Origin of the sequence: Cryobacterium sp. 10S3 (assembly GCF_034344045.1) — a bacterium.
In the GTDB taxonomy this organism is placed as follows: Bacteria; Actinomycetota; Actinomycetes; order Actinomycetales; family Microbacteriaceae; genus Cryobacterium; species Cryobacterium glucosi.
On the sequence record NZ_CP133773.1, the window covers coordinates 4110849 to 4137746 of the forward strand.

General features: G+C 68.7%; 27 protein-coding genes, 3 tRNA genes and 1 pseudogene. 22 read left to right on the forward strand and 9 right to left on the reverse strand.

Features of this window, described 5'->3' with window-relative positions:
- Positions 1 to 34: 34 nt before the first annotated feature.
- Positions 35 to 937, reverse strand: coding sequence for a LysR family transcriptional regulator (locus RHM57_RS18960; protein ID WP_134446279.1), 903 nt, complete (start codon positions 935 to 937; stop codon positions 35 to 37).
- A gap of 72 nt (positions 938 to 1009) precedes the next feature.
- Here RHM57_RS18960 and RHM57_RS18965 point away from each other — a divergent pair, with 72 nt between their 5' ends.
- On the forward strand, positions 1010 to 2062 hold the full coding sequence (locus RHM57_RS18965; RefSeq protein ID WP_134559226.1) for a DMT family transporter: 1053 nt from the start codon (positions 1010 to 1012) through the stop codon (positions 2060 to 2062).
- Here RHM57_RS18965 and RHM57_RS19645 read toward each other — a convergent pair.
- Both RHM57_RS19645 and RHM57_RS18975 read right to left on the reverse strand, forming a co-directional pair.
- A pseudogene (locus RHM57_RS19645) lies at positions 2049 to 2456 on the reverse strand (GNAT family N-acetyltransferase); the annotation flags it as partial. The gene RHM57_RS18965 and the pseudogene RHM57_RS19645 overlap by 14 nt on opposite strands.
- Positions 2457 to 2606: 150 nt before the next feature.
- The gene (locus RHM57_RS18975) at positions 2607 to 3020 is read right to left on the reverse strand and encodes a hypothetical protein (RefSeq protein ID WP_134559230.1); all 414 of its coding nucleotides are present in this window, start codon (positions 3018 to 3020) and stop codon (positions 2607 to 2609) included.
- Positions 3021 to 3227: 207 nt separating this feature from the next.
- On the opposite strand from RHM57_RS18975, the gene RHM57_RS18980 reads away from it, so the two are divergent.
- A complete protein-coding gene (locus tag RHM57_RS18980) occupies positions 3228 to 3533 on the forward strand; it encodes a hypothetical protein (protein WP_134559232.1) in 306 nt (101 codons plus the stop codon).
- A gap of 566 nt (positions 3534 to 4099) precedes the next feature.
- Positions 4100 to 4279 (forward strand): hypothetical protein, encoded by a 180-nt coding sequence (locus RHM57_RS18985; RefSeq protein WP_134559234.1) that lies wholly within the window; start codon positions 4100 to 4102, stop codon positions 4277 to 4279.
- A gap of 303 nt (positions 4280 to 4582) precedes the next feature.
- Here the strand turns inward: RHM57_RS18985 and RHM57_RS18990 are convergent.
- The 3 genes from RHM57_RS18990 to RHM57_RS19000 form a co-directional block, all read right to left on the reverse strand.
- A tRNA-Phe gene (locus RHM57_RS18990) sits at positions 4583 to 4655 on the reverse strand.
- Between the two features lie 68 nt (positions 4656 to 4723).
- Positions 4724 to 4797 (reverse strand) — tRNA-Asp (locus RHM57_RS18995).
- 97 nt (positions 4798 to 4894) lie between these two features.
- Positions 4895 to 4967, reverse strand: a tRNA-Glu gene (locus tag RHM57_RS19000).
- A gap of 251 nt (positions 4968 to 5218) precedes the next feature.
- Between RHM57_RS19000 and RHM57_RS19005 the strand changes: the two genes are divergently transcribed.
- Together RHM57_RS19005 and RHM57_RS19010 are read left to right on the forward strand one after the other, a co-directional pair.
- On the forward strand, positions 5219 to 6616 hold the full coding sequence (locus RHM57_RS19005) for a M23 family metallopeptidase (RefSeq protein WP_134446286.1): 1398 nt from the start codon (positions 5219 to 5221) through the stop codon (positions 6614 to 6616).
- The gene (locus RHM57_RS19010; RefSeq protein ID WP_322189203.1) at positions 6609 to 8024 is read left to right on the forward strand and encodes an NlpC/P60 family protein; all 1416 of its coding nucleotides are present in this window, start codon (positions 6609 to 6611) and stop codon (positions 8022 to 8024) included. Before RHM57_RS19005 ends, RHM57_RS19010 begins: the two co-directional genes overlap by 8 nt.
- Positions 8025 to 8241: 217 nt before the next feature.
- Here the strand turns inward: RHM57_RS19010 and RHM57_RS19015 are convergent, their stop codons facing one another.
- Positions 8242 to 8733 (reverse strand): inorganic diphosphatase, encoded by a 492-nt coding sequence (locus tag RHM57_RS19015; RefSeq protein WP_134446288.1) that lies wholly within the window; start codon positions 8731 to 8733, stop codon positions 8242 to 8244.
- A gap of 45 nt (positions 8734 to 8778) precedes the next feature.
- On the opposite strand from RHM57_RS19015, the gene tilS reads away from it, so the two are divergent.
- The 16 genes from tilS (at position 8779) to cls (ending at position 23002) form a co-directional block, all read left to right on the forward strand.
- Positions 8779 to 10017: a tRNA lysidine(34) synthetase TilS gene (gene tilS / locus RHM57_RS19020; RefSeq protein ID WP_322189205.1), complete on the forward strand. Its 1239-nt coding sequence runs from the start codon at positions 8779 to 8781 to the stop codon at positions 10015 to 10017.
- A complete protein-coding gene (gene hpt, locus RHM57_RS19025) occupies positions 9998 to 10549 on the forward strand; it encodes a hypoxanthine phosphoribosyltransferase (RefSeq protein WP_134446290.1) in 552 nt (183 codons plus the stop codon). The genes tilS and hpt overlap by 20 nt, the downstream gene beginning before the upstream one ends.
- Positions 10550 to 10636: 87 nt before the next feature.
- Positions 10637 to 12649: an ATP-dependent zinc metalloprotease FtsH gene (ftsH, locus tag RHM57_RS19030; protein WP_134446291.1), complete on the forward strand. Its 2013-nt coding sequence runs from the start codon at positions 10637 to 10639 to the stop codon at positions 12647 to 12649.
- A gap of 7 nt (positions 12650 to 12656) precedes the next feature.
- Entirely contained in the window at positions 12657 to 13226 is a 570-nt protein-coding gene (gene folE, locus RHM57_RS19035; protein WP_134561768.1) for a GTP cyclohydrolase I FolE, read from the forward strand.
- Positions 13223 to 14029, forward strand: coding sequence for a dihydropteroate synthase (gene folP / locus RHM57_RS19040; RefSeq protein WP_134446293.1), 807 nt, complete (start codon positions 13223 to 13225; stop codon positions 14027 to 14029). Before folE ends, folP begins: the two co-directional genes overlap by 4 nt.
- Positions 14026 to 14391 (forward strand): dihydroneopterin aldolase, encoded by a 366-nt coding sequence (gene folB / locus RHM57_RS19045; protein ID WP_134446294.1) that lies wholly within the window; start codon positions 14026 to 14028, stop codon positions 14389 to 14391. The genes folP and folB overlap by 4 nt, the downstream gene beginning before the upstream one ends.
- Before the next feature lie 117 nt (positions 14392 to 14508).
- Entirely contained in the window at positions 14509 to 15012 is a 504-nt protein-coding gene (folK, locus tag RHM57_RS19050; protein ID WP_134446385.1) for a 2-amino-4-hydroxy-6-hydroxymethyldihydropteridine diphosphokinase, read from the forward strand.
- Positions 15009 to 15494 (forward strand): DUF3180 domain-containing protein, encoded by a 486-nt coding sequence (locus RHM57_RS19055; RefSeq protein ID WP_322189208.1) that lies wholly within the window; start codon positions 15009 to 15011, stop codon positions 15492 to 15494. The genes folK and RHM57_RS19055 overlap by 4 nt, the downstream gene beginning before the upstream one ends.
- A 115-nt stretch (positions 15495 to 15609) precedes the next feature.
- The gene (locus RHM57_RS19060; protein ID WP_174774641.1) at positions 15610 to 16080 is read left to right on the forward strand and encodes a PH domain-containing protein; all 471 of its coding nucleotides are present in this window, start codon (positions 15610 to 15612) and stop codon (positions 16078 to 16080) included.
- On the forward strand, positions 16077 to 17768 hold the full coding sequence (locus RHM57_RS19065) for a PH domain-containing protein (protein WP_322189210.1): 1692 nt from the start codon (positions 16077 to 16079) through the stop codon (positions 17766 to 17768). Before RHM57_RS19060 ends, RHM57_RS19065 begins: the two co-directional genes overlap by 4 nt.
- Positions 17765 to 18568: a Rossmann-like and DUF2520 domain-containing protein gene (locus RHM57_RS19070; RefSeq protein WP_134560058.1), complete on the forward strand. Its 804-nt coding sequence runs from the start codon at positions 17765 to 17767 to the stop codon at positions 18566 to 18568. Before RHM57_RS19065 ends, RHM57_RS19070 begins: the two co-directional genes overlap by 4 nt.
- Positions 18565 to 19455, forward strand: coding sequence for a pantoate--beta-alanine ligase (gene panC / locus RHM57_RS19075; RefSeq protein ID WP_322189212.1), 891 nt, complete (start codon positions 18565 to 18567; stop codon positions 19453 to 19455). The genes RHM57_RS19070 and panC overlap by 4 nt, the downstream gene beginning before the upstream one ends.
- A gap of 107 nt (positions 19456 to 19562) precedes the next feature.
- Positions 19563 to 21128: a lysine--tRNA ligase gene (gene lysS, locus RHM57_RS19080; protein ID WP_134446298.1), complete on the forward strand. Its 1566-nt coding sequence runs from the start codon at positions 19563 to 19565 to the stop codon at positions 21126 to 21128.
- A 5-nt stretch (positions 21129 to 21133) separates the two neighbouring features.
- A complete protein-coding gene (locus tag RHM57_RS19085; RefSeq protein WP_134446299.1) occupies positions 21134 to 21346 on the forward strand; it encodes a hypothetical protein in 213 nt (70 codons plus the stop codon).
- A 12-nt stretch (positions 21347 to 21358) separates the two neighbouring features.
- Positions 21359 to 21532 (forward strand): hypothetical protein, encoded by a 174-nt coding sequence (locus tag RHM57_RS19090; RefSeq protein ID WP_166787248.1) that lies wholly within the window; start codon positions 21359 to 21361, stop codon positions 21530 to 21532.
- Between the two features lie 6 nt (positions 21533 to 21538).
- Positions 21539 to 23002 (forward strand): cardiolipin synthase, encoded by a 1464-nt coding sequence (gene cls, locus RHM57_RS19095; RefSeq protein ID WP_134446300.1) that lies wholly within the window; start codon positions 21539 to 21541, stop codon positions 23000 to 23002.
- Positions 23003 to 23049: 47 nt separating this feature from the next.
- On the opposite strand, the gene RHM57_RS19100 is transcribed toward cls, so the two are convergent.
- On the reverse strand, positions 23050 to 24204 hold the full coding sequence (locus RHM57_RS19100; RefSeq protein WP_416173097.1) for a pirin family protein: 1155 nt from the start codon (positions 24202 to 24204) through the stop codon (positions 23050 to 23052).
- 124 nt (positions 24205 to 24328) lie between these two features.
- Between RHM57_RS19100 and RHM57_RS19105 the strand changes: the two genes are divergently transcribed.
- The gene (locus RHM57_RS19105; protein ID WP_322189215.1) at positions 24329 to 25654 is read left to right on the forward strand and encodes an amidohydrolase; all 1326 of its coding nucleotides are present in this window, start codon (positions 24329 to 24331) and stop codon (positions 25652 to 25654) included.
- A gap of 22 nt (positions 25655 to 25676) precedes the next feature.
- Here RHM57_RS19105 and RHM57_RS19110 read toward each other — a convergent pair whose 3' ends face one another.
- Positions 25677 to 26897, reverse strand: a complete 1221-nt coding sequence (locus RHM57_RS19110; RefSeq protein ID WP_134446302.1) for an AI-2E family transporter — start codon at positions 26895 to 26897, stop codon at positions 25677 to 25679.
- Position 26898: the final 1 nt, after the last annotated feature.

A 26898-nucleotide genomic window follows, 5' to 3' on the forward strand; every position in this document is an offset into this window, starting at 1 on the left:
TGACCTGTGGGCGTCGGGCCGTGAAACGGAAAGATCACTGGGTGAGAGTCTCGGTTATCGCCTTGATCTGCGCCAGTACCGCCTGCGCGTTGGCGCGCTCGAGGGTCTCCGGCCGGGCAAGGCAATCGATGTGCCGTCCGAGTCCGGGGTAGGCCAGCGGACGAAGGACCAACCCCGGGTGGTCGCGCAGGTCGGTTGTGTAACGAGGCATCAGGGCGACGCATCCGCTCGCGTCGACGATGGACGCGGCTACCGAGAATTCGTTGATCCGGTGCAGGATCCGCGCCTCGTTCCCTCCGATTCCTGCGATCAGGGCGAGAGCCTGCGTGAGCGGAAAGCCTTCGTGCACCGCGACCCATTCCTCGTCGCGAAGATCCGCCGGCTCGATTGCGGCTTTCGCTGCGAGTCGGTGATCGTGTCGGACCGCGATATCCAGGGGCTCGTACAGGAGGGGTTCCACCCGAACCGACCCCGGCCATGCGGGGCTGCCGACCAGCCGATGGGCGAGCACAAGATCATGATCGATGGTGAGAAGGGGGAAGTCCTCCTGGGCCACATCAAAATCGCTCAGCCGAACGCCGGGCAGGTCGGGCCTCCGGCAGGCCGCGATCAACGATCCGAAGACGGCCAGGCCCACGCTATGGAAGGCGGTCACGGAAACGGTGCCCAGGTGATCGCCCTGGAAACGCGCCACCGCCTGCGCGGCGCGTTCGAGTGCCACCTCGACGTCGATCGCCGCCAGCGCGAGGGCGCGCCCGGCATCCGTGAGTGCCGTCCTTCTGCCGTCCCTGAAGGTCAAGGGAGCGGGCGACTGACGTTGCAGGGCACTGATCTGCTGGGACACCGACGACGGCGTGACGTGCATCGCCGCCGCGACGGCAGCAATGCTGCCCCGGTCACCCAGCTCTCGCAACGCGCGAAGCTGACCGAGTTCCATAAGTTGAAACTAATGCATTCGACACTAAAGTGCTCTCTTGTATTACGTGAAGTCAGGCCGGACGATGGAGGAATGCCCGCCCTCCTCAGTCGATTCCGCGTCGACCTGCTCCTGCTCCTGGTGGCCGCCGCGTGGGGATCCACGTACCTCGTCGCCAAAGAACTGGTCACGCCCCAATCCGTCGTCGCCCTGCTCGCAACACGGATGCTGCTCGCTGCGGTCATCATGGCGGCCCTCGTCGCCGCACGGCGGCACCGGATCACGCAAGCGGAATTGCGATCCGGGATACTGCTCGGGATTGTGCTGGCTGCCGTGTTCGCCTTCGAAACCTTCGGGATCGCCCACACATCGGCCACGAATGCCGGAGTCATCATCAGCCTGACGATCGTATTCACGCCGATTCTGGATTCCGCCGTCTCGGGTCGCCGGCTGCCCGGCAGGTTCTTCCTGGCCGCGCTGATCGCCATCGGTGGAGTCGCCCTGCTCGCCAGCGGCGGTGTCTTCCAGGCGCCGAGCCTCGGCGACCTGCTCATGCTCGCCGCGGCCATCATCCGTGCCATCCACGTCACGTCGATGTCCAGGCTCACGGGCAACACTCCGATGAACTCGCTCCACCTCACCACGGTGCAACTCTCGACCTGCGCGATGATCTTCTCGGCGGCGTCACTGTTCTACGGCGACTCGATCCCGCACTTTCTGGCTCGTCTCGACCCCGGACGTACGGTCCTGTTCCTCTACCTCGTCGTCGCGTGCACCGTCTTCGCGTTCCTGATCCAAACCTGGGCCGTCCGACGCACCTCGCCCTCCAGAGTGAGCCTCCTCCTCGGAACTGAGCCGGTCTGGGCTGCACTTGTCGGAATCGCCGTCGCCCATGACCCGGTGGCCGTCGCCGGATACGTCGGTATCGCCCTCATCCTCGCCGGAACCGCCTGGGGCCGGTCCGTCGAGCAACGGCACCGCCTGGCGTCATCGTTCTCGCGTCAACGGATCAGCCCTTCGCGCGTGAATCCAGGTCGAGCGCATAGGTTTGCGCAGGCCTCTTCAGAAGTGAGTGTTGGAACGGCTCTCCCAACGGCCGCCATCCCTCATGCCGATAGAGATCGACAGCAGGGTGGTTGTCCGTGAGGACGTGCAGGACAGCGTGCTTGTGACCGTGGTGCTTGAGTTCCTCGGCAACACTGACCAGAAGCGCTCTCCCGAGCCCACGTCCCTGCGCGTCTGGTGCAACGGCGAGCAGGCTCACCACCGCAGCGTCGGGTGGATCGGTCGGTAGCCCTCTCTTCGGCGTTGTTGCGAGAACGAAGCCCCGGATTCCGGCACCGGTTTCCTCAGCCACGATCCAACTCTCGGCGTGGTCGAACTTCGGTCGAGCCCGTTCGGCCACTCCTGCGACGGCCGCCCCATCGCGCGTGGCGCAGGCCCGGACCCACAGCGCGACGCACTCCGCGGTGTCAGCAGCACTACCGGTGCGGAACGCGGGGGACTGGCGGGCGCTCGCCCCTCGAAGCCGGATACTCATGAATCGAGCCTAGCGACGGCCCGCCCTGCCATCCGGTGACGGGGCCTCTCGACGAGCCGATGTTGCGGCAGATCCACCGAGCGCTCGCGTCGGCCTTCCCGCCGGCCTGAGCGCTTGAACTGTTATTGAGTACCGCTGGGCCCGGGTGAGTCAGTCAGGCATCGGTCGAAGGCTTTCCAAAGACCCGGCCGATAGTGGCTGCTTGTGCTCGTTCACTGCTGGTGCGCATGCCAGAACCGACCACACGACTTCGCCTCGGTTGCGGATTGTGAGGTCAACGAGTGGCCCCGAGAGAGGCCATAGGGTCCATTCCATCTCGGCGTCCGTGCCCGTGCCGCCCGATGTCTTACGCATGATAGACAGCTTGGCTCCGCCTGTATTGGTGGCCTGGACCGACCAGTCTGACATTCGCAGACTTGCCGCCTGATCTTCGAACCGTCCGTCACGCAGTGCTGCCTCGAAGAATTCCTTGGCGCGATTGAATTCATCGTCCTCGACGAGCCAGACCTCGACGAATAGTTGCCCGTCGAGAGTCGAGACGATGACCCTATCCGTTGCGCACATATCCGTAGTGTCGCACTCTCGGGCGCCGATCGGGCCTTGCAGGTGGGCAGAATAGTCTCAAGCCAAAGGCCCGGCCGAATGCTCTGTGGAACCGGAGGAGTGACCGGGGCGATCTGATGCGCGGAGTGTGTCCGTCCGCCGCCCATCGAGGCTCAAGTACACGGGGGAGTGCATCGTATGAGCGTTCGGAGAGCCGAGTGGGGGAATGTGATTCTCGCACTGGCAATGCTCGCCGTCATTGGCGCCGGAATCCAACGCTGGTCCGTGCATGACGCGACAGGCGACTGGGACTTCTGGCCCCACGCCGTCCCCTCGAAGGTCTCATTCGCCGGACGCCACTTCGACTGCATGCCTGAGCAGACGTTGTGGGGCGAAACGGTCGACGGGCTCAGCTTGCGTGGGCTCACCGCCGGCGGCGGTGAGATCTACTCTTCGAGCGCCGAGGCGACAACGACCATCCGGGTAAAGACAAGCGACGGCGTCTACACCTGCAGCCTCATGGGTGGACTCTGAGTCTTTGCGACACTCGGGTGCCGCTAGGCTCAACTCGTTCAGCCCGGGGAAAGAGGCGCCATGTTGAGGATGAGTCGTTCGCGACGCACTCAAATGAGCCGGAATTGACGCGGCGACGACAGCGACCGAGCTTCTGGTTGGGAGTCTGCGGCGTGAGTGCGTGCGCCGTGTTGTTGGTGTACCGCGTCATTCGTGCTTCCAACGGCGGCCTTGGTGGAATGAGTGTTCTTGCGGTAGGCACCCCTCTTCTGTTTGTTTTCGGAGTGTTCGCCGTCTTCGGCTTCCAGAACGCACGCCGTTTGGCGCGAGCAGAACAGACCTTCCCTTCCGCCGTCGTCGTTCCGATGGTCGTTGCACCGCTTCTCGCCGAACGCCTTAATGTGCTTACGACTGCTTTAGAGCTGGCACGCTCTCGAGTGAAGCCGACTACATACGCGACGCTGGTCGCGGATGGGCAAGACGTGCACGTCCTGGCGGGCCGGGTTTCTGGGGCTCCTGCCGCAGTCTTCCCCTCGGATCGGGTGAGGAGTGTCGTCCTTGGATCGGCACTTGTTGGAATGCGGACGATGACTTCGATCACCATCGAGGTCGCCACCATCGAAGGGTCCGTGTCGCTCCCGGTGATACCGATGCGCCGTCGAGGCAACTGGTTGCGCGCCGTGCCTGATGCGGAAATCGCGAGGATTGCCGAAGATCTGCGGCGGATCATAGGCTGTCCAGCCAAGTCCGGGTGCGGGGAAGGGTAGAGGATACGGTCACGCAAGCCGGGGTCGCAACGGCAGCCACGGCTCTGGTCGTTGGGGCCATGGAGATCGTGGGTCGTAGTGTCCAGGCTGCGCAGTGGGGCGGCACTGAAGTGAGCTCGATCGCCCTCATCCATGCCTCGGTCGCGTCGGCCCGCGAAGCCAATTGGGGACCGTTTCACCGGCCTTCGATGACCACGCGACTATTTGAAGTGTGGGCAGAATCTGGCCAAAGGCCGAATTCGAGTCCGGAGAAAAGACATCCGTTAACGAGAAAAACCCCGGATAACCGGGGATTTCAGCGGGTGGCCCCGACGGGCGTCGATCCCGTGACCTCTCGATTTTCAGTCGAACGCTCTACCAGCTGAGCTACAGGGCCAGAAAGTAACTCGAGAAGTCGCTTTCCAAGGAAAAAACCCTCTCTCGCGAAAGGGCGTTTTACCTTTGCGACCCTGACCGGACTTGAACCGGCGACCTCCGCCGTGACAGGGCGGCGCGCTAACCAACTGCGCTACAGGGCCTCACAATGAGAACCAAACGTACGTTTTCATTTATTCGGTGTTACTTGTACTGATTTACTACCTGCTTATTGTTGCACATTCAGTTAGGCAGGTTGCGTAGCCCCAACGGGATTCGAACCCGTGTTAACGCCGTGAAAGGGCGCCGTCCTAGGCCTCTAAACGATGGGGCCGAGACGCCATAAACATCATGGCTACCGACGAGTAAGCATACGGTCTCTTGGGTGAAAACCCCAAATCGGCACGTGGACCGATGCCCGTGGCGTGTCGCCCGCGCCCCGGCGCGCCCGCGAATGGCGGCCGATCCGCCCGGTTGGGGGTTAGATTCGGGTCCGATAGCGGGCGATACTGGCGCGAACTTGTTACTGTGAAAAGAGTGGCATCGTGACCAGTGTGTTCACGCGGTGCCCAATCAGGGAGTTCTATGCGCAAGGCAGTGACGAGTGACCGCGGGGCCAGCGAACAGTCGGGTCCACTCCGGCCGGCCGGCGGACGCCGCGTTCACAGTCATCGGGGCCTGTTCAGAGGCACCGCCGCAACGGCCCTCGCCACGGCCCTCGCCCTCATCGTGACGCTCGTGATTCCCGCCGGCGGCGCCCAGGCTGTCGACTACCCGAGCTGGCAGGACGTGCAGAACGCGAAGTCGAACACGGCCGCCGCGTCCGCCAAGGTCACCGAAATCCAGAATCTGATCTCGAATCTTCAGACCCAGGTCGCCCAGACCCAGGCCGAGTCCGAGAAGCGCGGCGCCGAACTCCAGGTCGCCCAGCAGAACTACGACGACGCCACCCGGCGCGCATCCGACCTCCAGGCGCAGGCCGATACGAGCAAGGCGACAGCGGACGCCGCGACGAAGCAGGCCGGTCAGCTCGCGGCCCAGCTCTACCGCACGGGAGGCACCGACCTCACCGTCAACCTCTTCCTCGACGGTGATGCGAGCGGCCAGGGCGCCGACGCCCTGCTCGCCAAGCTCGGCAGCATGAGCAAGATGGTCGAGCGCAGCACCGGCGTCTACGAGGAGGCCCAGGCCGCCACGAACTCCGCCCAGGCGCTCGGAGACCAGGCCAAGATTGCCCAGACCGAACGCGAGACCCTGAATGTCGCTGCGCAGGCCGCGATGGTCGCCGCGCAGGCGGCCGCAGAGGCCGCCGCGAGCGCTCTCGCCGAGTCAGAGTCCAAGAGTGTCGAACTCGCCGCCCAGCTCGCCTTCATGCAGGACGCGCAGGCGTCCACCACCGCGGGCTATGAGGCCGGCGTCGCCGAGCGCGCCCGTCTCGCGGCGATCGAAGCCGCCCGGGCGGCGGCTGCTGCTGCCGCGGCCGCCGCAGCCAACCGCGGCAACTCGAGCGGCGGGGCAACCGGCAGCGCCGGAGCCGGCCTCGGCGGCGGGTACATCAGCTCCCAGGGCTGGGCCGTTCCGGCCAGCGGGCGCATCACCGATGGATTCGGCCCGCGCGCATCCATCTGCGGCTCGACCGGCTGCAGCGGAACATTCCACTACGGTACCGACCTCGGCGCCAGCTGTGGCGCTCCGATTTACGCAGCCCACGACGGTGTCGTTGAATACGCCGGCCCCAATGGTACGTACGGCAACTACATCCAGATCAACAACGGCGGCGGAATTTCGACCGGGTACGCGCACATCCGTCCCGGCGGCATCTTCGTGTCGAACGGCCAGAGCGTCAGCGCTGGACAGAACATCGGCAGCGTCGGGATGACCGGGGCCGCAGATGGCTGCCATCTCCACTTCGAAGTGCGGATCAACGGCGTCAAGTCCAACGCCGTGCCCTTCATGGCAAGCAAGGGAGCACCACTTGGCTAACGACGGCACGTCCTTCACGAAACGGAAGCCCGTGCGCCTCTTCGCCGCGGCCGTCGCGATCGGCGCGGTCTCGGCATCCGTCGGCATCATCGCTCCCGCCGCCTACGGCGACCAGGGTTACCCCAGCTGGGACGACGTACAGAACGCGAAAGCCAATGAGGCGACGAAGCAGGCCGAGATCGAGAAGATCACGGCGCTGCTGACCGGCCTGCAAACGGCGGCGGATGCCGCGTCCAAGGCCTCGCAGATCGCCGCGGAGGCGTACCGGGTCTCCCAGGACGAGCTCGACGCCGCCACCCTGCGTGAGACGAGCCTGACCGAACAGGCCGCGACCGCGTCGAAGAAGGCGGACACCTCGAAGATGCGGGCCGGCCTGATCGCCGCGCACCTGGCCAAGACCGGCGCGCAGGACCTCTCGCTCAACCTGTTCCTGAACGGCAGCAGCGCCGACGACCTCCTCGAGCAGCTCGGAACCGCGAGCAAGCTCAGCGAGCAGTCCGAGACCATCTACCGGGAGGCCGTCCAGGACAAGAACTCGGCAGAGTCCCTCGGCGGGCAGGCCGCCGCGGCGACCGTCGAGCGCACCCGGCTCACGGGCGAGTCCATGACGAAGTTCGATGCGGCAAGTGGCGCGGCCCAGGCCGCGGAAGCCGCCCTCGAGGCCGAGCAGCAGAAGTCGAACGATCTCTACGGGCAGCTCGCCCTCCTCAAGGACACCACGGCAGACACCGAGCGTTCCTACCAGGCCGGTGTGGATGCCGCGGCTGCAGCGGCCGCGCTCGCTGCGGCGCAGTCTGCGGCAGCGGCCAGGGCTGCCGCAGACCAGGCGGCGTCGGCCGCGCGGGCTGCAGCCGCGTCTGCTGCTGCTGCGGCTCAAGCCCAGGCTCCGGCCGCGGGGGGCGGGAGCAATTCGGGATCCGGCAGCTCCGGGTCCGGCAGTTCGGGATCCGGCAGCAGCTCCGGCTCCGGCAGCTCGGGATCCGGCTCGTCCTCGGGCGGCGGCGCGGCGACCGCGCCCGCTCCGAACGCGAGCGCCGTGCAGACCGCAATCGCCTTCGCCCGCGCTCAGCTCGGCGACCGCTACCTCCTCGGCGGCTCGGGCCCCGACGCGTGGGACTGCTCCGGTCTGACCAAGGCCGCCTATGCCGCGGCCGGGGTCTACATCGGCACCCATTCCGCCACGAACCAGTACAACACCATGGCAAGCCAGGGCCGGCTCGTCTCCTTCAGTAACGTGCAGGTCGGGGACCTCGTCTTCTGGGGCAGCGGCGGCGACTACTACCACGTGGCCATCTACGTCGGCGGTGGCCAGGTTCTCGAGGCCCCCGACGTCGGCAAGCCCGTGCGCATCCACTCAATCTGGTCGCCCGGCGACGTCGCGTCCTACGTGGGCCGCCCCACCGGCTGACCCGACCGCCCCTCGCCCGTCCCGTCCCGCAGCGCTCGCACCCTCCCGCGCGCCATTTCCGCCGCTACGCTGCCGGCATGCCTGGCGCGCAGTGGCGCACGTGGCGCGCGAGAGCGGATGCCGGGGGGTCCGCGACGCAGAAAGGCCCCCCGGAGCGATCCGGGAGGCCTTCGTGGTGCGGCAGCGCGCGAGCGCGACGCACGAAGCGCGCTAGAGGTCAGTGGCCCTCGGCGGCGAGCTTCTTGATGCCGTCTTCGACGATCTGGTTGGCTTCGGCGGCGTCGCCCCAGCCCTCCGTCTTGACCCACTTGTTCGGTTCGAGGTCCTTGTAGTGCTCGAAGAAGTGCTCGATCTCCTTGCGGGTGTACTCCGGGATGTCGAGGACGTCCTGGATGTGGTCCCAGCGGGGGTCGCCCGCGGGAACGGCGATGACCTTGGCGTCAGAGCCGCCGTCATCCGTCATGTTGAAGACACCGACCGGACGCACCGAGACGCCGACGCCGGGGAACAGCGGGAAGTCGAGCAGCACGAGAACGTCGACGGGATCGCCGTCGAGGCCGAGGGTGTTCTCGAAGAACCCGTAGTCCGTCGGGTACACGAAGCTCGTGTAGAGCACACGGTCGAGGTAGACCCGTCCGGTCTCGTGGTCGACCTCGTACTTGTTGCGGCTTCCCCGGGGAATTTCGATTACTGCGTCATATGCGGCCATGGCCTGGTCTCTCCCTTGTTCACAGTCTCCGGATAACGTTACTGGATGGAGTCAACGCGCCGCCCGAGACTGACACCGGAGATCGCCGACATCCGCCGGGCGATCCGCGCCGTGCTGGCGGACGCCGGGCTCGGCTCCTCAGCGACGCCGCAGGCTTCCGGGTCCGAACCCTCCGCCCCGGGCGCCTCCGTCCCCGGCGCCTCCGCACCAGACGCCGAAACGCGCGGCCTCGTCCTCGTCGGCCTCAGCGGCGGCCCGGATTCGCTCGCGCTCGCGGCCGGGACTGCCTTCGAGGCAGCGCGGGCGGGACTCCGCGCCGGGGCCGTGATCGTCGACCACGCCCTGCAGCCCGGGTCCGCGGACGTCGCCGCCGAGGCCGCCCGGCAGGCAGCGGCCCTCGGCCTCGACCCCGTGCTCGTCGTGCGCATCACCGTCGACCACGGCGAGAACCACCGGGGGAGTGCCGCAGACACCGACCCCGCCGAGACCTACAGCGGCCCGGAGGCCGCGGCCCGCACCGGCCGCTATGCCGCGTTCGTCCGTGCACTCGCCGACACCGGCGCGAGCCACGTGCTGCTCGGTCACACGCTCGACGACCAGGCCGAGACCGTGCTGCTCGGCCTCGCCCGCGGCTCCGGCCCGGTCAGCCTGCACGGCATGCTGCGGGTCAGCGGCGCGTACCTCCGCCCCCTGCTCGGGATCCGCCGCGCCCAGACCGTCGCCGCCTGCACGGATGCCGGCCTCACCCCCTGGACGGACCCGCACAACGCGGAACAACGGTTCGCCCGCGTCAGGGTACGCGACACGGTCCTGCCGTCGCTCGAGCGCGAGCTCGGACCCGGTGTCGCCGAGGCACTCGCCCGCACCGCGGACCTGTTGCGGGAAGACGCCGCAGCCCTCGACGAACGCGCGGCGGAGCTCGCTGGCGGATCCTTCGAGATCGTCGCAGGCGGTATCCGTGTGCCCGTCGAGGTGCTCGCCGAACAGCCCGCCGCGCTCCGGAACCGGCTGATCCGGCTCGCGGCGGCACGCACAGTCCTGCGCGCCGCCGGTGCCGGCGCTGGCACCGTCGTGATGGCCCTGCCCCGCGGGGCGACCCTGGCCGTCGGCCGGCTCGTGACCGATTGGCACGGCCAGGGCCCGCTCGACCTGCCAGGCGTTAGAGTTGTACGGCACGATGGCTGGCTCGTCTTCACCGGGCCCGGCCTCGCACGGCACGCACGGCCAACTGAATACGCACAAAGCAAAGGACCCTCCCTCCCCCATGGAACCCCGCGACATTGATGGCGACCTCACCGAAATCCTGATCGAAGAAGAGCAGATCCACGGCCGCCTCGCCGAACTCTGCCGCCGGATCGAAGCCGACTACGCGGGCAAGGATCTCCTGCTCGTCGGTGTCCTCAAAGGCGCAGTGATGGTGATGGCCGACCTGGCCCGCGAACTCAAGCATCCGATCGCGATGGACTGGATGGCGGTGAGCTCATACGGCTCCGGAACCCAGTCGAGCGGCGTCGTCCGGATCCTCAAGGACCTCGACACCGACCTGCACGGCCGCAACGTGCTCATCGTCGAGGACATCATCGACTCCGGCCTGACCCTGTCCTGGCTGATCGCGAACCTCAAGTCCCGCCAGCCGGAATCCGTCGAGATCTGCGCGCTGCTCCGCAAGCCGGACGCCGCCCGGGTCGACATCGACGTCAAGTACCTCGGCTTCGACATCCCGAACCAGTTCGTCGTCGGTTACGGCCTCGATTATGCCGAGAAGTACCGCAACCTGCGTTCCGTTGCCGTGCTCGCCCCGCACATCTACTCCTGAGAAGCGGATGCCTGCCTCGGCCTCGCATCGCGCTCAGGGCGAACACACGGTGACCGCTCAGTGCGGGCACGGTAGCCTGACAACACGATGAACGTCAAGAAGCTACTCCGCGGGCCACTCCTCTACATCATTCTGGCGATTATCGCCGTCTGGATAGGGTCGAGTCTGATCACCATGTCCGGGTTCCGAGAGATTCCGACCGCACAGGGACTCCAGTTCCTCAAGGACGGAAAGGTCTCGGAGGCCAAGATCGTCGACGGCGAGCAGCGCGTCGACCTCACACTGTCCCAGGCCGACGACAAGCTCGGCACCAAGGTGCAGTTCTACTACGTCGCTCCGCGTGGCACCGAGGTCGTCAACGCCGTCACGAGCGCCGACCTGTCCGGCGGCTTCACCGATGAGGTGCCGCAGACCAACTGGTTCGTGACCCTGCTCGGCTACCTGCTCCCCGTGATCCTGATCGGCGGGTTCGCCTGGCTGATGCTTTCGGGCATGCAGGGCGGCGGCAACAAGGTCATGCAGTTCGGCAAGTCGAAGGCCAAGCTCGTCTCGAAGGAGAGCCCGCAGGTCACCTTCGCGGACGTCGCCGGCGCAGACGAGGCCATCGAAGAGCTCGAAGAAATCAAGGACTTCCTCAAGGAACCCGCGAAGTTCCAGGCCGTCGGAGCGCGCATCCCCAAGGGTGTGCTGCTCTACGGCCCTCCCGGAACCGGTAAGACCCTGCTCGCCCGCGCCGTCGCAGGCGAGGCCGGGGTGCCGTTCTACTCGATCTCCGGCTCCGACTTCGTCGAGATGTTCGTCGGCGTCGGCGCGAGCCGCGTCCGCGACCTGTTCCAGCAGGCCAAGGAGAACGCCCCCGCGATCATCTTCATCGACGAGATCGACGCCGTCGGCCGCCACCGCGGCGCCGGCATGGGCGGCGGGCACGACGAACGCGAGCAGACCCTCAACCAGTTGCTCGTCGAGATGGACGGCTTCGACGTCAAGGCGAACGTCATCCTGATCGCCGCGACCAACCGCCCAGACATCCTCGACCCCGCGCTGCTCCGCCCCGGCCGCTTCGACCGCCAGATCGGCGTCGACGCCCCCGACATGCTCGGCCGCAAGAAGATCCTCGAGGTGCACGCCAAGGGCAAGCCGATGGCGCAGGGAGTCGACCTCGAGGTCCTCGCCCGCAAGACCCCCGGCTTCACCGGCGCTGACCTCGCCAACGTCCTCAACGAGGCCGCCCTGCTGACCGCACGCTCGAACGCGCAGTTGATCGACAACCGCGCCCTCGATGAGGCCGTCGACCGGGTGATGGCCGGCCCGCAGCGCCGCACCCGCATCATGCGCGACAAGGAAAAGCTGATCACCGCCTATCACGAGGGCGGCCACGCCCTCGTCGCGAGCGCAATGAACAACACGGACCCTGTCACGAAAATCACCATCCTTCCCCGCGGCCGTGCCCTCGGTTACACGATGGTCATGCCGCTCGAAGACCGTTACTCCGTCTCCCGCAACGAACTCCTCGACCAGCTCGCCTACGCGATGGGCGGCCGTGTCGCGGAAGAGATGATCTTCCACGACCCGACCACCGGCGCGAGCAACGACATCGAGAAGGCCACGGCGACCGCCCGCAAGATGGTCACCGAGTTCGGCATGAGCGCCGCCGTCGGCCCGCTCAAGCTGGGCCAGGCGTCCGGTGAGATGTTCCTGGGTCGCGACATGGGCCACCAGCGCGACTACTCCGAGCGCCTCGCCGAGAGCGTCGACACCGAGGTGCGCCTGCTGCTCGAGGCCGCCCACGACGAGGCATACGAGGTGCTCGGCAAGAACCGCGCCATTCTCGACACGCTCGCCGCGGAACTGCTCGAGCACGAGACCCTCGGCCAGACCGAACTCGCGCCGATCTTCGCCGGCATCGAAAAGCTCCCGCCGCGCCCGCAGTGGCTCTCGAGCGACAAGCGCCCGGTCTCGGACGTTCCCCCCATCGAGATGCCGCTGCCCAAGGCGCCCATCGAAGAGGGCATCGTTGACGGCGGAGTGTCCAGTGGAGACGCCGCAGAGACCAAGCCCAAGCGCGCGCCCGCCCGCACCCCGCGGCCCGCCACCGCCTAGGCCCCGGGTGGCAGTCGACAGGGCCCGAATCGAGGGTCTCGTCTCGGAGCTCCTCGCGGCGATCGGCGACGATCCGAACCGGCCGGGACTCGCCGACACGCCGCGCCGCGTCGCCGAGTCCTACGGGGAGTTCTTCGCCGGGCTCGGAACGGACCCGCTCGACCTGCTGCGCGACACCATCCCGGTCGGCCCGACGACGGGCGAGCTCGTGCTCGTGCGCGACCTCGACTTCCGGTCGGTCTGCGAGCATCACCTGCTCCCGTTCCTCGGCCGCGCCCACATCGCCTACCTGCCCGGCGAGAAGGTCGTCGGCCTCGGCCGGCTGCCCGCCCTTGTCGATTGCCTCGCCGCCCGCCCCCAGGTACAGGAACGCCTGACCGAGGAGATCGCGGAGGCGCTCCAGACCGGTCTGGAGCCCCGCGGCATCCTCGTTGTGCTCGACGCCGTGCACGGGTGCGTCACGACGCGCGGCGCCCGCCAGGTCAACAGCTCGACCGTCACACTCGCCGTACGCGGCGAACTCGCCGAACCGGCCCGCCGCGCCGAAGTGATGGCCCTGATCGGCGCAGGCTCATGACCCGCATCATGGGCGTGCTCAATGTCACGCCCGATTCCTTTAGCGACGGCGGCAAGTGGGCGTCGACGGATGCCGCGATCCGGCACGGTCTCCTGCTCCGGTCCGAAGGCGCGGACGTCATCGACGTCGGCGGCGAATCGACGAGGCCGGGCGCCGGCCGCGTCGCCCCCGCCGTCGAACAGGCCCGGGTTATCCCCGTGATCACCGAGCTCGCCCGGCAGGGCCTCGTGCTGAGCGTCGACACCCTCAACGCCTCGACCGCCCGCGCGGCCGCGGCCGCGGGGGCGAGCATCATCAACGACGTCTCCGGTGGCCTCGCCGACCCGCTGATGGCCAGCGTCGCCGCCGAGAGCGGCCTCACCTTCATCGCGATGCACTGGCGCGGCCACGCCCGCACCATGGACGACCTCGCGGTCTACGGCGACGTCGTCGCCGACGTCCGGGCCGAACTCGCCTGGCGCGTCGAGGCCCTCGTCGCCGCAGGGGTGCCGCGGGAGCGGATCGTGCTCGACCCCGGCCTGGGGTTCTCCAAGCTCCCCGCCCACAACTGGGCCCTGCTCGCCAACCTCGCGGCCTTCGACATGCTCGGCCTTCCCGTCATGATCGGCGCCTCCCGCAAACGCTTCCTCGCGACCGCGCTCCCGGACGACGCCCCGATCGCCGCCCGTGACCTGCCGAGCGCCGTGGTGAGCGTGCTCGCCGCCCAGGCCGGCGCCTGGGCCGTGCGCGTGCATGACGTGGCGGCAACCCGCGCGGCCCTGAAGGTGCTTGCGCTCGTGGAGTCGGCCAGAATAGAGCCATGATCCGCGATTGCATCACTCTCACCGGGCTGCGGGTCACCGCTCACCACGGCGTCTACGACTTCGAGCGTGAGAACGGCCAGGATTTCGTGATCGACGTCACAGTCTGGCTCGACCTGCACGCCGCGGCGTCGAGCGACGACGTCAGCCGCACCATCCACTACGGCGAACTCGCGATCGAGGTGACGGAGGCGGCGGCGGTCAACCCGGTCGACCTGATCGAGACGGTCGCGGAGCGGATCGCGGGCGTCGTGCTCGCCCACCCCGCCGCCGAGACCGTGCAGGTCACCGTGCACAAGCCGCAGGCCCCGATCAGTGTCCCCTTCACCGACGTCTCCGTGCAGATCACGAGGTCCCGGCCGTGAACCCCGCCCCCGTGACGCCGAACCCCGCCCCCGTGACGCCGAACCCCGCCCCGTGAGGTGTCGCAAATCGACGTTCACGAGGCTCGCGAAGGTCGATTTGCGACACCTCACGAGGCTGTGGACGCGGTGTTGTCGCTCGGGAGCAACCTGGGTGACCGGGAGGCGACCCTCGAAGCCGCCGTCCGAGACCTCGGGAAGGTGCCCGGGCTCTCCGTCACCGGGGTATCTCCGCTCTACGAGTCCGCTGCCGTGAAACCGGACGGGGTCGACGAGGACGCTCCCCGGTACCTGAACCTGGCCGTCGGCATCCGCTTCACCGGAGACGCCCTCACCCTGCTCGACGCGGTCAACACCATCGAAAACGAGCACGGCCGGGTGCGCTCCGAGCGCTGGGGCGACCGCACCCTCGATATCGACGTCGTCGTCTTCGGGGCGCTCGAACAGGCGGATGCACGGCTCACCCTCCCGCACCCGCGTGCGGCAGACCGCGACTTCGTCCTCGCCCCCTGGCTCGACCTCGACCCGGACGCGGTGCTGCCGGGCCGCGGACCCGTGTCCGGTCTCCTCGCCGCGATCGGTTCGACCGTGCGCCGCTATCCGGCCCAGGAGGCGAGCCGATGAAGCGCACGCGTGCTTCCGTGATCGTCGCCTGGGTGCTCGGCGCCCTCGTCGGCGGGCTGCTGCTCGAGCTTACGCTCGCGGCCGCCGGCCGTTCGATCCTGCTGCCGCCGGCGAGCCTCGCCCTCGCCCTCGTGCTCTGCGCGATCGTGGTCTTCGGCCTGGCCTGGCCGATCCGGAAGTCCACGAGAGGCGCCCTGGACGGCAAGCCGCGCAAGCCGGTCAACCCGTTCATGGCGGTTCGCGTCGCCGCGCTCGCAAAGGCATCCGCGTACAGCGGGGCCTTGCTGCTCGGAGCCGCCGGCGGCCTCGGCCTCTATCTGCTGACCCGTTCGGTGACTCCGGCGGTAGCATCGGTATGGCTCACCATTGGGATGGCGTTCGGCGCAGCGGTCCTCCTGGTGAGTGGTTTGGTTGCCGAGCATTTCTGTACTCTCCCTCCGGACGACGACGAGAACAGCAAACGAGGAGAAGTGCGTGCCTGACACCACTGAGGGATTCGCCGCCCCGCTACCCCCTGCCCCCGCACCCGTTGCCGTGTCGGTTTCCGAACCGGCACCCGAACTCGCCCAGACCCTCGACCCGGCCGGTCGCCTCGAACTGCCCGTCGCCGGCGAGTGGAAACGGGTCTCTCCGCGTTACGTCGTCGTCGAAATCGTCGGGACGGTGATCTTCGGACTCGTCCTCTGCGCCGGCGCGACCGCCCTCTGGCTCCTCGCCGAGGTCTCCTGGGCGCCGATCGTGCTCGCCCTGATCGTCGTCGTGACCCTGGTCGTCGTATTGTTCGAGCCCCGCCGGGTGCGCTCGATCGGCTACCAGCTCCGGCAGGACGACCTCCTCTTCCGCCGCGGCATCATGTTCCAGCGTTTCGTCTCGGTGCCGTACGGCCGGATGCAGCTCATCGACGTCACCCGCGGCCCGGTCGCCCGCTGGCTCGGCCTCGCCGACCTCAAGTTCGTCACCGCCGCCGCATCCTCCGGCGTGCTCGTTCCCGGCCTCGCCTTCGATGACGCCGAGGCGCTCCGTGACCGGCTCATCGAACTCGCCGAGAGTCGCCGGGCGGGACTGTGACCACCCTCGCCGACGGGGAGTGGCACCGGCTGCACCCGGCGAGCCCGCTGCTGCGCGGCGGACTCTTCATCGTGGCTATCCTCGGTTTCATCATCAGCAACCTCCGTGAGCGCCTGATCGACTTCTTCTTCCACGTGCCGACCTACGGCGACGACCCGATCGACGAGCTCTTCCGCCGTGGCGCGGTCGGCTGGGCGCTGCTCGGGGTCGTCGTTATCCTCGTCGTGATCCTGGTCGCCTTCTACCTGTCGTGGCGGATGCACACCTTCCGCGTCAGCGGCGAGGTCGTCGAGGTGCGCAGCGGGCTCGTCTTCCGCAGCAACCGCCGCGCCCGCCTCGACCGCATCCAGGGCGTCAACATCGTGCGCCCGTTCATCCCGCGGCTCTTCGGTGCAGCGAAACTCGAAGTCAGCGTCGCCGGCCAGGACGCCAACGTGCACCTCGCCTACCTCGGCTCCGCGGCAGCGGATGCCCTCCGCCGCGACATCCTGCACCTCGCCTCCGGAGCCCGCGCGGCCGCGGCACTTCCCTCCGACGCCGCGGCGGAGGGCGAGGACTGGGTCGAGCACGCGGGCACCCGGGCGGCGGGCAGTGCCCTCGGCCCGTCCCTCGGCAGTGCCATCGGCACCGCGGCCGGCGGGATCGCCGGCGGGATCGGCGGCTTCGCGACCGACCGGGCCCACGAGTTCTTCGCCCCCGAACTCGACCCGGATGCCGCGCCGCCCGAATCCGTTGTGCGGATCCCCCCGGGTCGCCTGATCGGCTCCGTGATCTTCAGCGGCTTCACCGTGTTCGTGCTGATCGCGATCGCGGTGCTGATCTGGAGCGTCTCCGCCGGCGGCAGCGGCTGGCTGCTCATCGCGATCTTCCCCGGACTGATCGCGAGCCTCAGCTTCTACGTCAACCGCTTCACGAAGTCCCTGCGCTACAGCATCGCGGGCACGCCGGACGGGGTGCGCGTGGGCTTCGGCCTGCTCTCGGTGAGCAACGAGACGCTCCCGCCCGGCCGCATCCATGCCGTGCGGGTCTCGCAGCCGCTGATCTGGCGCCCGTTCGGCTGGTGGCAGGTGCGCATCAACACCGCTGGCCACTCCACGAACAAGGGCGCCGCCGGCGAGGCGCACACCACCACCCTCCCGGTCGGCACACTCGCCGACGTCGCCAGGGTGCTCGAACTGATCCTGCCCGGTTTCGACAGCGACTCCGGCTCCGAGAACGGCCGGGAGAAGCTGCTCGTCGACCACGGCGTGCGCTCACCCGGCGGTGACGACGGCTACACCAACGCGCCGCGCCGGGCCGCGTGGCTCCGTCCGTTCTCCTGGCGGCGCACGGGCTTCACCGTCGCAGCCGACACGGTGCTCCTGCGCCGGGGTTTCGTCAGCCGGGAACTCACGCTCGTGCCGCTCGCCCGGCTGCAGAGCATCGCGATCGAACAGGGCCCGATCCAGCGGATGCTGCGCCTCGCGAAACTCCGGGTGCACACCGTCGCCGGCCCGGTCGTCGCCACCCTCCCGGTCATCGACGTCCGCGAGGGGGAGAGCCTGTTCGAGCGCCTCTCCGCGGGAGCGATCTCGTCCGCTCGCGCCGACACCAGTCATCACTGGGCCGACCCCGGGCATCCGCTGAACCGGGCGATGCCAGACCGGCCGGCGCAGACCCTCGCACCGGCAGCGGAGGCGGCGCTGTGAGCGCCCGCCCCGGGCGTCTCGGCATCGGCATCGTCGGTGCCGGCAGGGTCGGCCCGATCCTCGGAGCCGCCCTCGCCGGAGCCGGCCACGCGATCGTCGGCATCTCGGCGATCTCGCAGTCCAGCCGCGACCGGGCGGAGGCGATCCTGCCGTTCGTGCCGATCCTGACCGTGCCCGAGATCGTCGAACGCAGCGAACTCGTGATCCTCGCCGTGCCGGACGCCCAGCTCGCGAGCCTCGTCGCCGGGCTCGCCGCGACGAACACGTGGCAGGCCGGGCAGCTCGTGCTGCACACCTCGGCGAGGTTCGGCATCGGGGTGCTCGCGCCGGCGCTCGCCCAGGGCGCGATCCCGCTCGCCATCCACCCCGCGATGAGCTTCACCGGCACGAGCATCGACCTCGCCCGCCTCGCCGACAGCTATTTCGCCGTCACCGCGCCGACCCCCGTGCTCCCGATCGGGCAAGCGCTCGTCGTCGAGATGGGCGGGGAGCCCGTCGTCGTCGCCGAGGGGGATCGGGCCCGCTACGCCGAGGCCGTCGAGATCGCCACCGCGTTCTCGACGTCCATCGTCGACCAGGCCGCAGCCCTGCTGACCTCGATCGGCATCGACCGGCCGGGCGGCGTGATCGGCCCGCTGATGCGCTCCGCGATGGAGAACGCCCTCTCCCGCACCGCGCCGGACCGCCTCGACCTGTCGGCACTCGACGACGACCTCGACGACCTCGACGATGCCGTCGACCCCGAAGACCCCACCGGCCAGAACGACCGCACCGACCGCACCACAACGGAGGACGAGTGAACGTGCTCATCAAACCAGAAGTCATCGGCACCATCGACGGGCTGCGCGAGCGCATCGCCGCCGCGAAGAGGCGTGCAGAGCCCGGCCCGGCAGCGCGGGTCGTCCTCGTCCCCACCATGGGAGCCCTGCACGCGGGGCACCTGTCGCTCGTGCGTCGCGCCCACGCCCGCGGCGGCATCGTCGTGGTCTCGATCTTCGTCAACCCGCTCCAGTTCGGGCCCACCGAGGACCTCGCGTCCTACCCGCGCACCCTCGACGCCGACGTCGCGGCGCTCGCCGCTGAGGGTGTCGCGTTCGTGTTCGCGCCCGAGGTGTCCACGATGTACCCGGACGGCGCCGCGGACACCCGCGTCACCGCCGGCCCGGTCGCCGCCCTCCTCGAGGGCGCCGTGCGCCCTGGCCACTTCGACGGCATGCTCACGGTCGTGACCAAGCTGATCAACATCGTCGGCCCCGACGTCGTCGTCTTCGGACAGAAGGACGCCCAGCAGGTCTTCCTCGTGCAGCAGGCGTTCGCCGACCTCAACGTGCGCACCGAGATCGATGTCGTCCCGATCGTGCGCGAGGCAAGCGGGCTGGCCCTCTCCAGCCGCAACCGCCGGCTCGAACCCGCGGACAAAGAGGCGGCCCTGGCCCTCTCCGCGGCGCTCACGGCCGCGGTCGCAGCCGCCCCCGACGGGCTGCAGGCGGCCCAGGTCGCCGCGCACACGATCCTCGCCGCCCAGCCACTGGTTAAGCTGGACTATCTCGTGGTCGTGAGCCCGCAGGACTTCCAGCCGGTCGCGGCGGGCTTCACCGGCCCGGCACGGATGCTCGTCGCCGCGCATGTCGGCAGCATCCGGCTGATCGACAACGAGGCCATCGACCTCGGAAGCGTACCCGCCTGAAGCGCTCGCCCGAAGCATCCGCACGACCCGCATGACCGCACGACGCGCACGACCGCACGAGCACGACCTCGCACCTGCACGAACCTGAATCGCCAACGGAGATCCGCATGAGCCAGCACACCGAAACGACCGAGCCGACCGAGCCGACCGCCGAGCAGGCGGTGCAGGCCGAGCAGGCCGAGCAGGTCAGGGTCGAGCAGGAGAACAGCGAGCAGAAGCTCGTGCGCCTCGCCAAGCGCGACCGCCTCATCCAGGCGGCAACCACGCCCGGCGGTGGGGCATACCCGGTCGGCGTTCCCGTCACCGACACGATCCCCGCCGTTCGTGCCCGCTTCGGCGACCTCGAAGCGGATGCCGTCACGGGCGTCACCGTCGGCGTCGCCGGCCGCGTGGTGTTCCTCCGCAACACCGGCAAGCTGTGCTTCGCGAGTCTCCAGGCCGGCGACGGCAGCCGGATCCAGGCCATGGTCTCCCTCGCCGCCGTCGGCGTCGACTCCCTCGCCGCCTGGAAGGACCTCGTCGACCTCGGCGACCACCTCTTCGTCGCCGGAGAGGTCATCTCCTCCCGCCGTGGCGAGCTCTCCATCATGGTCACCGAATGGCAGGTCGCCGCGAAGGCCTTGCTGCCGCTGCCGAACCTGCACTCCGAGCTGAGCGAGGAGACCCGGGTGCGGAGCCGCTACCTCGACCTGATCAGTCGCGAGCAGGCCCGCCGCAGCGTCATCCAGCGCTCGCAGACCGTCGCGAGCCTGCGGAAGACCTTCACGGACCGGAACTTCCTGGAGATCGAGACGCCGATGCTCCAGGTGATGCACGGCGGAGCATCCGCTCGCCCGTTCTCGACCCACAGCAACGCCTTCGACACCGAACTCTTCCTGCGCATCGCGCCGGAGCTGTTCCTCAAGCGCGCGGTCGTCGGCGGCATCGACCGGGTCTACGAGATCAACCGCAACTTCCGCAACGAGGGTGCAGACTCGACGCACTCTCCCGAATTCGCGATGCTCGAGGCCTACGAGGCATACGGAGACTACAACTCGATCGCCGACCTCACCCAGACGCTGATCCAGAACGCGGCGACGGCGGTCTCGGGCTCGCACGTCGTGACCTGGGCGGACGGCACCGAGTTCGACCTCGGCGGCGACTGGGACCGGATCGGCATGTACGACAGCCTGTCCGCCGCGGTCGGCCGCACGATCTCCCCGGAGACCCCCCTCGCCGAGCTGCAGGAGCTCGCGGCCAGGGAGGACGTCGCGGTCGAGCACCCCATCCACGGCAAGTACGTCGAGGAACTCTGGGAGCACTTCGTCAAGGGCGGCCTCACCCGGCCCACCTTCGTGATGGACTTCCCCGTCGACACGAGCCCGCTCGTGCGCGGGCACCGATCGGTGGCCGGCGTCGTCGAGAAGTGGGACCTCTACGTGCGCGGCTTCGAACTCGCGACCGGGTACTCCGAGCTCGTCGACCCGGTCATCCAGCGGGAGCGTTTCGTCGAGCAGGCCCGCCTCGCGGCCGGCGGCGACCCGGAGGCGATGCGCCTCGACGAAGAGTTCCTGCGCGCCCTCGAGTACGGCATGCCGCCGACCGGTGGCATGGGCATGGGCATCGACCGGCTGCTGATGGCCCTCTCCGGCCTCGGCATCCGCGAGACCATCCTCTTCCCGTTGGTAAAGTGAAGGCCATGAACACCCAGCCGCAGGACGACACCACCCCGGACGAGCCTTCCCAGGCAGCGGATGCCATCGACAAGGCTCCGACGGACTCGGCCTCCGAGCCCAAAGCGCCCAAGGAGCGCCAGCCGATCACGACCAACCGCATCGTGCTGTGGGTGATCGTCGCCGCGATCGGGATCTACTTTGTCGGCACCGGCCTCTACGGCATCCTCGTCAAGTAGTCTGAGGGAACTATGGACTTCTTCTGGGGTGCGTTCTTCTCGATCCTGCCGACGGTCGCGCTCGGATTGATCTTCTGGGTCATCATGCGCTCGATCCTCAGGGCCGACCGCACCGAGCGGAAGGTGTATTCGGAGATCGAGGCCGAAGAGCGCGCGAAGCTCGGGCTCGAAAAGCCCGTCACCTAACCTCGCATGTTCGGCATCGACATCTCGACCTTCATCCTCATTGTGGCCTTGGTCGTCGATTTCACCATCCGCGTCGTCGCCATCATCGTCGTACCCCGCAACCGTCGCCCGACGTCGGGTATGGCCTGGTTGCTCGCGATCTTCTTCATTCCCTACATCGGTGCCCTCCTCTTCCTGATGATCGGCTACCGCACCCTGCCGAAGAAGCGGCTGGAGATGCAGGAGGAGATCAACCAGTTCATCCTCGAGAGCACCGACGGGATCGAGCAGGTGCGTCGCGACCACCCGTGGCCCGGCTGGCTCGAATCCGTGGTCGAGCTCAACCGCAACCTCGGGGCGATGCCGCTCGTCGGCGGCAACACCGCGCGCCTGCTCGGCGACTACGAGGCGACCTTCGCTGAGATGATCGTCGACATCGACAAGGCCGAGAGATGGGTGCACGTCGAGTTCTACATCCTCTCCCTCGACAAGACCACCGCACCGTTCTTCGACGCGATGGAGCGCGCGGTGCAGCGCGGCGTGACCGTGCGGGTGCTGATGGACCACATCCAGTCGATGCGTAAGCCCGGCTACCGCAAGACCCTCCGCCGGCTCACCGAATCCGGGGTCAAGTGGGAGCTCATGCTCCCGTTGCAGCCGTTCAAGGGCAAGTGGCAACGGCCGGACCTCCGCAACCATCGCAAGCTCGTGACCGTCGACGGCGTCGTCGGCTACATGGGCTCGCAGAACATCATCGACCGCACCTACAACATGAAGTCGAACATCCGGCGCGGGCTCAAGTGGAAAGACCTGATGACCCGGCTCGAGGGCCCGATCGTCGCCGGGCTCAACGCGATCTTCATCACCGACTGGTACGGCGAGACGAACGAGCTCCTCACCCGCGACATCCAGGCGGTGCAGCCCACGACGGCGCCGCACACCCTGGACTGCCAGGTCGTGCCGAGCGGGCCGGGGTTCGAGGGCGAGAACAACCTGCGGCTCTTCCTCGCGCTGCTCTACTACGCGCAGGAACGCATCGTGATCACGAGCCCGTACTTCGTGCCCGACGAGTCGATCATGTACGCGATCACGACCGCGACCCAGCGCGGGCTGCACGTCGAGCTCTTCGTCTCCGAGATCGGCGACCAGGCCCTCGTCTACCACGCCCAGCGGTCGTACTACGAGGAACTGCTCCGGGCCGGTGTGATCATCTACATGTATAAGGCCCCGTACGTGCTGCACGCCAAGCACTTCACGATCGACGACGAGGTCGCGGTGATCGGGTCGAGCAATATGGACATGCGCTCGTTCAGCCTCAACTTCGAGGTGTCCCTGATGGTGCGCGGCCGCAGCTTCGTGCGCGACCTGCGCGCGGTCGAGGACGGCTACCGGGCCGACAGCAAGTTGCTCACCCTCGATGACTGGATGAAGCAGCCGCTGCGCTCCACCATCCTCGACAACCTCGCCCGCCTCACCTCCGCCGTCCAGTAGCCCCCGCCCCCGCCCCCGCTTTCGCGAGCTGAGTTGCTGGGCGCGGCTCAGGCGCGGGGCTTGAGGCGCACCGTCGGGAGCTCGGGGGCGGGGAGTGCGGGCCCCGGGTAGCCGGCGACCGTGCCGAAACGACCGACGGCATCCGCCCCCTCGATGACCTCGGACTGCCACTCGGCCCGCCACCCGGCGATCTCCTCGTGGCTGCGGCCGATGAAGTTCCACCACATCACGAGCTGCTCCTGGAACGGTTCGCCGCCGAGCAACAGCACCCTGGCCGGGTGCCTGGCGTGATTCTCCAGGCGGATGCCGCCGCGCCCTGCCCCGAGGTAGCCCAGCTCGCTGCGCGCGAGCGTGACGCCCTCGAGGAGCACCGGGCCGCGATCGACGAGCACCCCGTGTTCGAACGCGGGGTCGAGGTCCAGGTCGAGCGTCGCGCCGGCAGGGAGGTCGACCTGGGCGCCGAGCACCGGGCTGTAGACCCGGGCCGCCGAGACGACGGGGCCGAGCGTGCCGATGAACACCCGCGCGGTCGCCCCGCCGCCGAGGGGCGTCTGCGGAACCTCGTGGTGCTCGAAGTGCGGCGCCTGGTGCCGGTGCTCCTCGGGCAGCGCGAGCCAGAGCTGAACGCCGTGCAGCACCCGGGTCTCCGGCGTCGACACCTCGGAGTGGCTGATGCCGCGCCCTGCGGTCATCAGGTTGAGCTCGCCGGGGAGCACCGGCGCGTGGCTGCCGGCGCTGTCGCGGTGCTCGATCTCCCCTTCGAAGAGCCAGCTGACGGTCTGCAGACCGGTGTGCGGATGCGGCGGCACGACCATGCCGCGACGGGCGCCGTCCGCGACGTCTCCCGATGCCTCCTCGCGAGCGCCGGTGCCGGTTGTGGTCGCCTGTGCAGTTTCGAGGGCGATCGGGGGTGCGATCTCGTCTGGCCCGTAGTGGTCGATGAAACACCAGGCCCCGATCGTGGACCGACCGCGTTGTGGCAGGGTGCGGCGCACGTTCATGGCGCGGGGGCCGCCGAGCGGCACGTCCCGCGGGAGCAGCAGGAGCACCGGGCCGCCGGCATCCGCCGTGTGGCCGGGGGCGGTTCGCGCACCAGCGGGGCCAGTGCTCGCATCCACCGAACCGGAGGGAGCCGTGGTCGCCACGGGTCCCTCGGCGCCGGCGATCACGAGCTCGGAGGGGTCACGTTCGAGGTTGCTCACGCTCGCAGCCTAGGCGCAACTGCGGCGCCGGCGCACGAAGCACTGGCGCCACACCCCCCGAACGGTCACGATGGACCTGTCGAGTCATCGTCGCGTCCGTAAACGCCTCTCTCCAGGAGCCGCAATGTCTGATCAGACCCCAGCCGCGCCCGCCCACGCTTCGCCCGCCCCCGCTCCCGCGACGGCCCCTCCGGCAGCGCCCGGCACGGGGGAGACGCCTGCCGCCGTCGAGGACCTGCTCCCCGGGCTCGGCGCGCTCTACGAGGACCTGCACCGGAACCCCGAGCTCTCCTTCGCCGAGCACCGCACCGCTGCCCTGCTCGCCGGGCGGTTACGCTCCCTCGGCTACGCGGTGACCGAAGGCGTCGGCCGTACCGGCGTTGTCGGTATCCTGCGCAACGGCGCCGGGCCGACCGTGCTGCTGCGCGCCGACATCGACGCCCTGCCCGTCGCTGAGGCCACCGGGCTGCGCTATGCGAGCACGATCACCCAGGTCGGCGTCGACGGCGTGGAGTCGCCGGTCATGCACGCCTGCGGCCACGACATGCACGCCACCTGGCTGATCGGCGCCGCCGCCATCCTCGCCGGGCAGCGCGCCGACTGGTCCGGCACCCTCCAGCTCGTGTTCCAGCCCGCCGAGGAGCTCGGCGCCGGCGCCGCCGCGATGATCGACGATGGCTTCTTCGACCGCTTCGGAACGCCCGACATCACCCTCGGCCAGCACGTCACCCCGTGGCCGGCCGGCGAGCTGCTCTACCGGGCAGGGAGCGTCATGACCGCGGCCGATTCGATCCGCATCGTGCTGCACGGCACGGGGTCACACGGATCCACCCCCGAGCAGTCCGTCGATCCCGTCGTGCTCGCGGCATCCGTCGTCTTGCACCTGCAGACGATCGTGTCGCGCGAGATCGCCGCCGCCGACTTCGGCGTGCTCACGATCGGCACCCTGCACGCCGGCACCAAGCAGAACATCATCCCCGACTCTGCCGAGCTCGGCATCAGCATGCGCACCTACGAACCGCTCGTGCGTGAGCGGATGCTCGCCGCCATCACCCGGATCGTCACCGGCGAGTGCGAGGCGGCCGGTTCGCCGCGCCCGCCGGAGATCGAGGTCACCTTCTCGGTGCCGGCCCTGGTCAACGAGCCGGCCGTGACGGCCGAGTTCGCTGCACTGTTCACAGAACGCTTCGGCGCCGGCCGGGTGGGCGTCGGCCCGCAGGCGGCGCCGAGCGAGGACTTCGGCCTCTGGGGCACCCGCGCAGGCTGCCCGTCCTTCTTCTGGTTCACCGGTGGCGGCGACCCCGCCGCGTTCCGTGCCGCGATCGCCGCCGGCCGCATGCAGGACGTGCACTTCAACCACTCGCCGTTCTACGCTCCGGTACAGGACCCCACGATCCAGACCGGCGTCGAGGCCATGGTGGCCGCGGCCCGCCATGCCCTCGCCCGCTGACCGTCAGGGTCGGTCGGGAGGGTCAGCGGGCGCGGTCCTGCCGGGGCACGACGACGGTCTTGATGATCAGCAGGATCGAGGCCGTGACCGGGATCGCGATGAGCGCCCCGAGCATCCCGAGCAGTGCCCCGCCGGCGATCGCCCCGATCACCACGAGTGAGCCGGGCACGGCGATCGCCTTGTTCATCACCCGCGGGGTGAGCACGTAGGCCTCGATCTGCAGGTACACGAGGTAGTAGAGGCCGATCCAGAGTGCCGTCGCGGGGGAGGCGAGCAGGGCGACCGCGACCACGATCGCCGCGGCGAACACCGAGCCGATCAGCGGCACGAGCGCGAGCGCGAAGACCACGACCGCGAGCACCCCCGCGAACGGCACGCCGATGATCAGCATCGCCACGAGGCCGAGGCCCGAATTCAGGCACGAGAGCAGCAGCATCCCGTTCACATAGCCGCCGATCGAGCCGGTGATCTGCTCGGAGATGTCGATGAAGCCCGGCCGGCGCGGGCGTGGCACGAGCGCGTACAACGCCTTCTTCATCGGGTCGAGCGACGCGAGGAAGTACAGGCTCAGGATGAGCACGATCATCCCGCCGGTGATCCCGTTGATGAGGCCGACGCCGACCTTGACCAGGCCGGAGCCCACGAACAACCAGCTCGCAGGGTCGGTCGCGAGGGCGATGAGTCCCTCGAAGAGAGCGGGCAGGTCGATGATCCCGAGCTGGTCCGACAACAGGATGAACCAGTCCTGGTGCTCCAGGCCGACCAGGTAGCCGGGCGCCAGTTGGGCGAAGGTCACGACCTGCCGCACGACCACGGGAACGACGAGCAGTACGAGCAGCACGGCGATGACGGTGAGGGTCACGAACACGAGCCCGATGGCGAGCGGGCGGCGCAGGCCCCTGCCGACGAGCAGCCGCACCACGGGATCGAGGCCGAGGGCGATGAACAGGGCGGCGCCGATCGAGATCAGGATCGTCGAGAGCGACGCAAGCGCGACCCCGAGCACCACGGCAGAGAGCACCCCGAGCGCCCCGACGAATCCGGCGATGAAGGGCGATCGCAGCGTCGTGGCGACCGCGAGCGGCTCGTCCTGCCGAGCGGATGCCGCCACGCGGCCCCAGCGCACCCCCGGCGTCACGCGCGGCCGGGACGCCCGGCTCCGGGCATCCGCCTCATGCGGCCGGTTCTTCGTGAGACCGTTTTTCGCCCGGGCCGTGACCTGCGGATTGTCCACGCCGTCCATG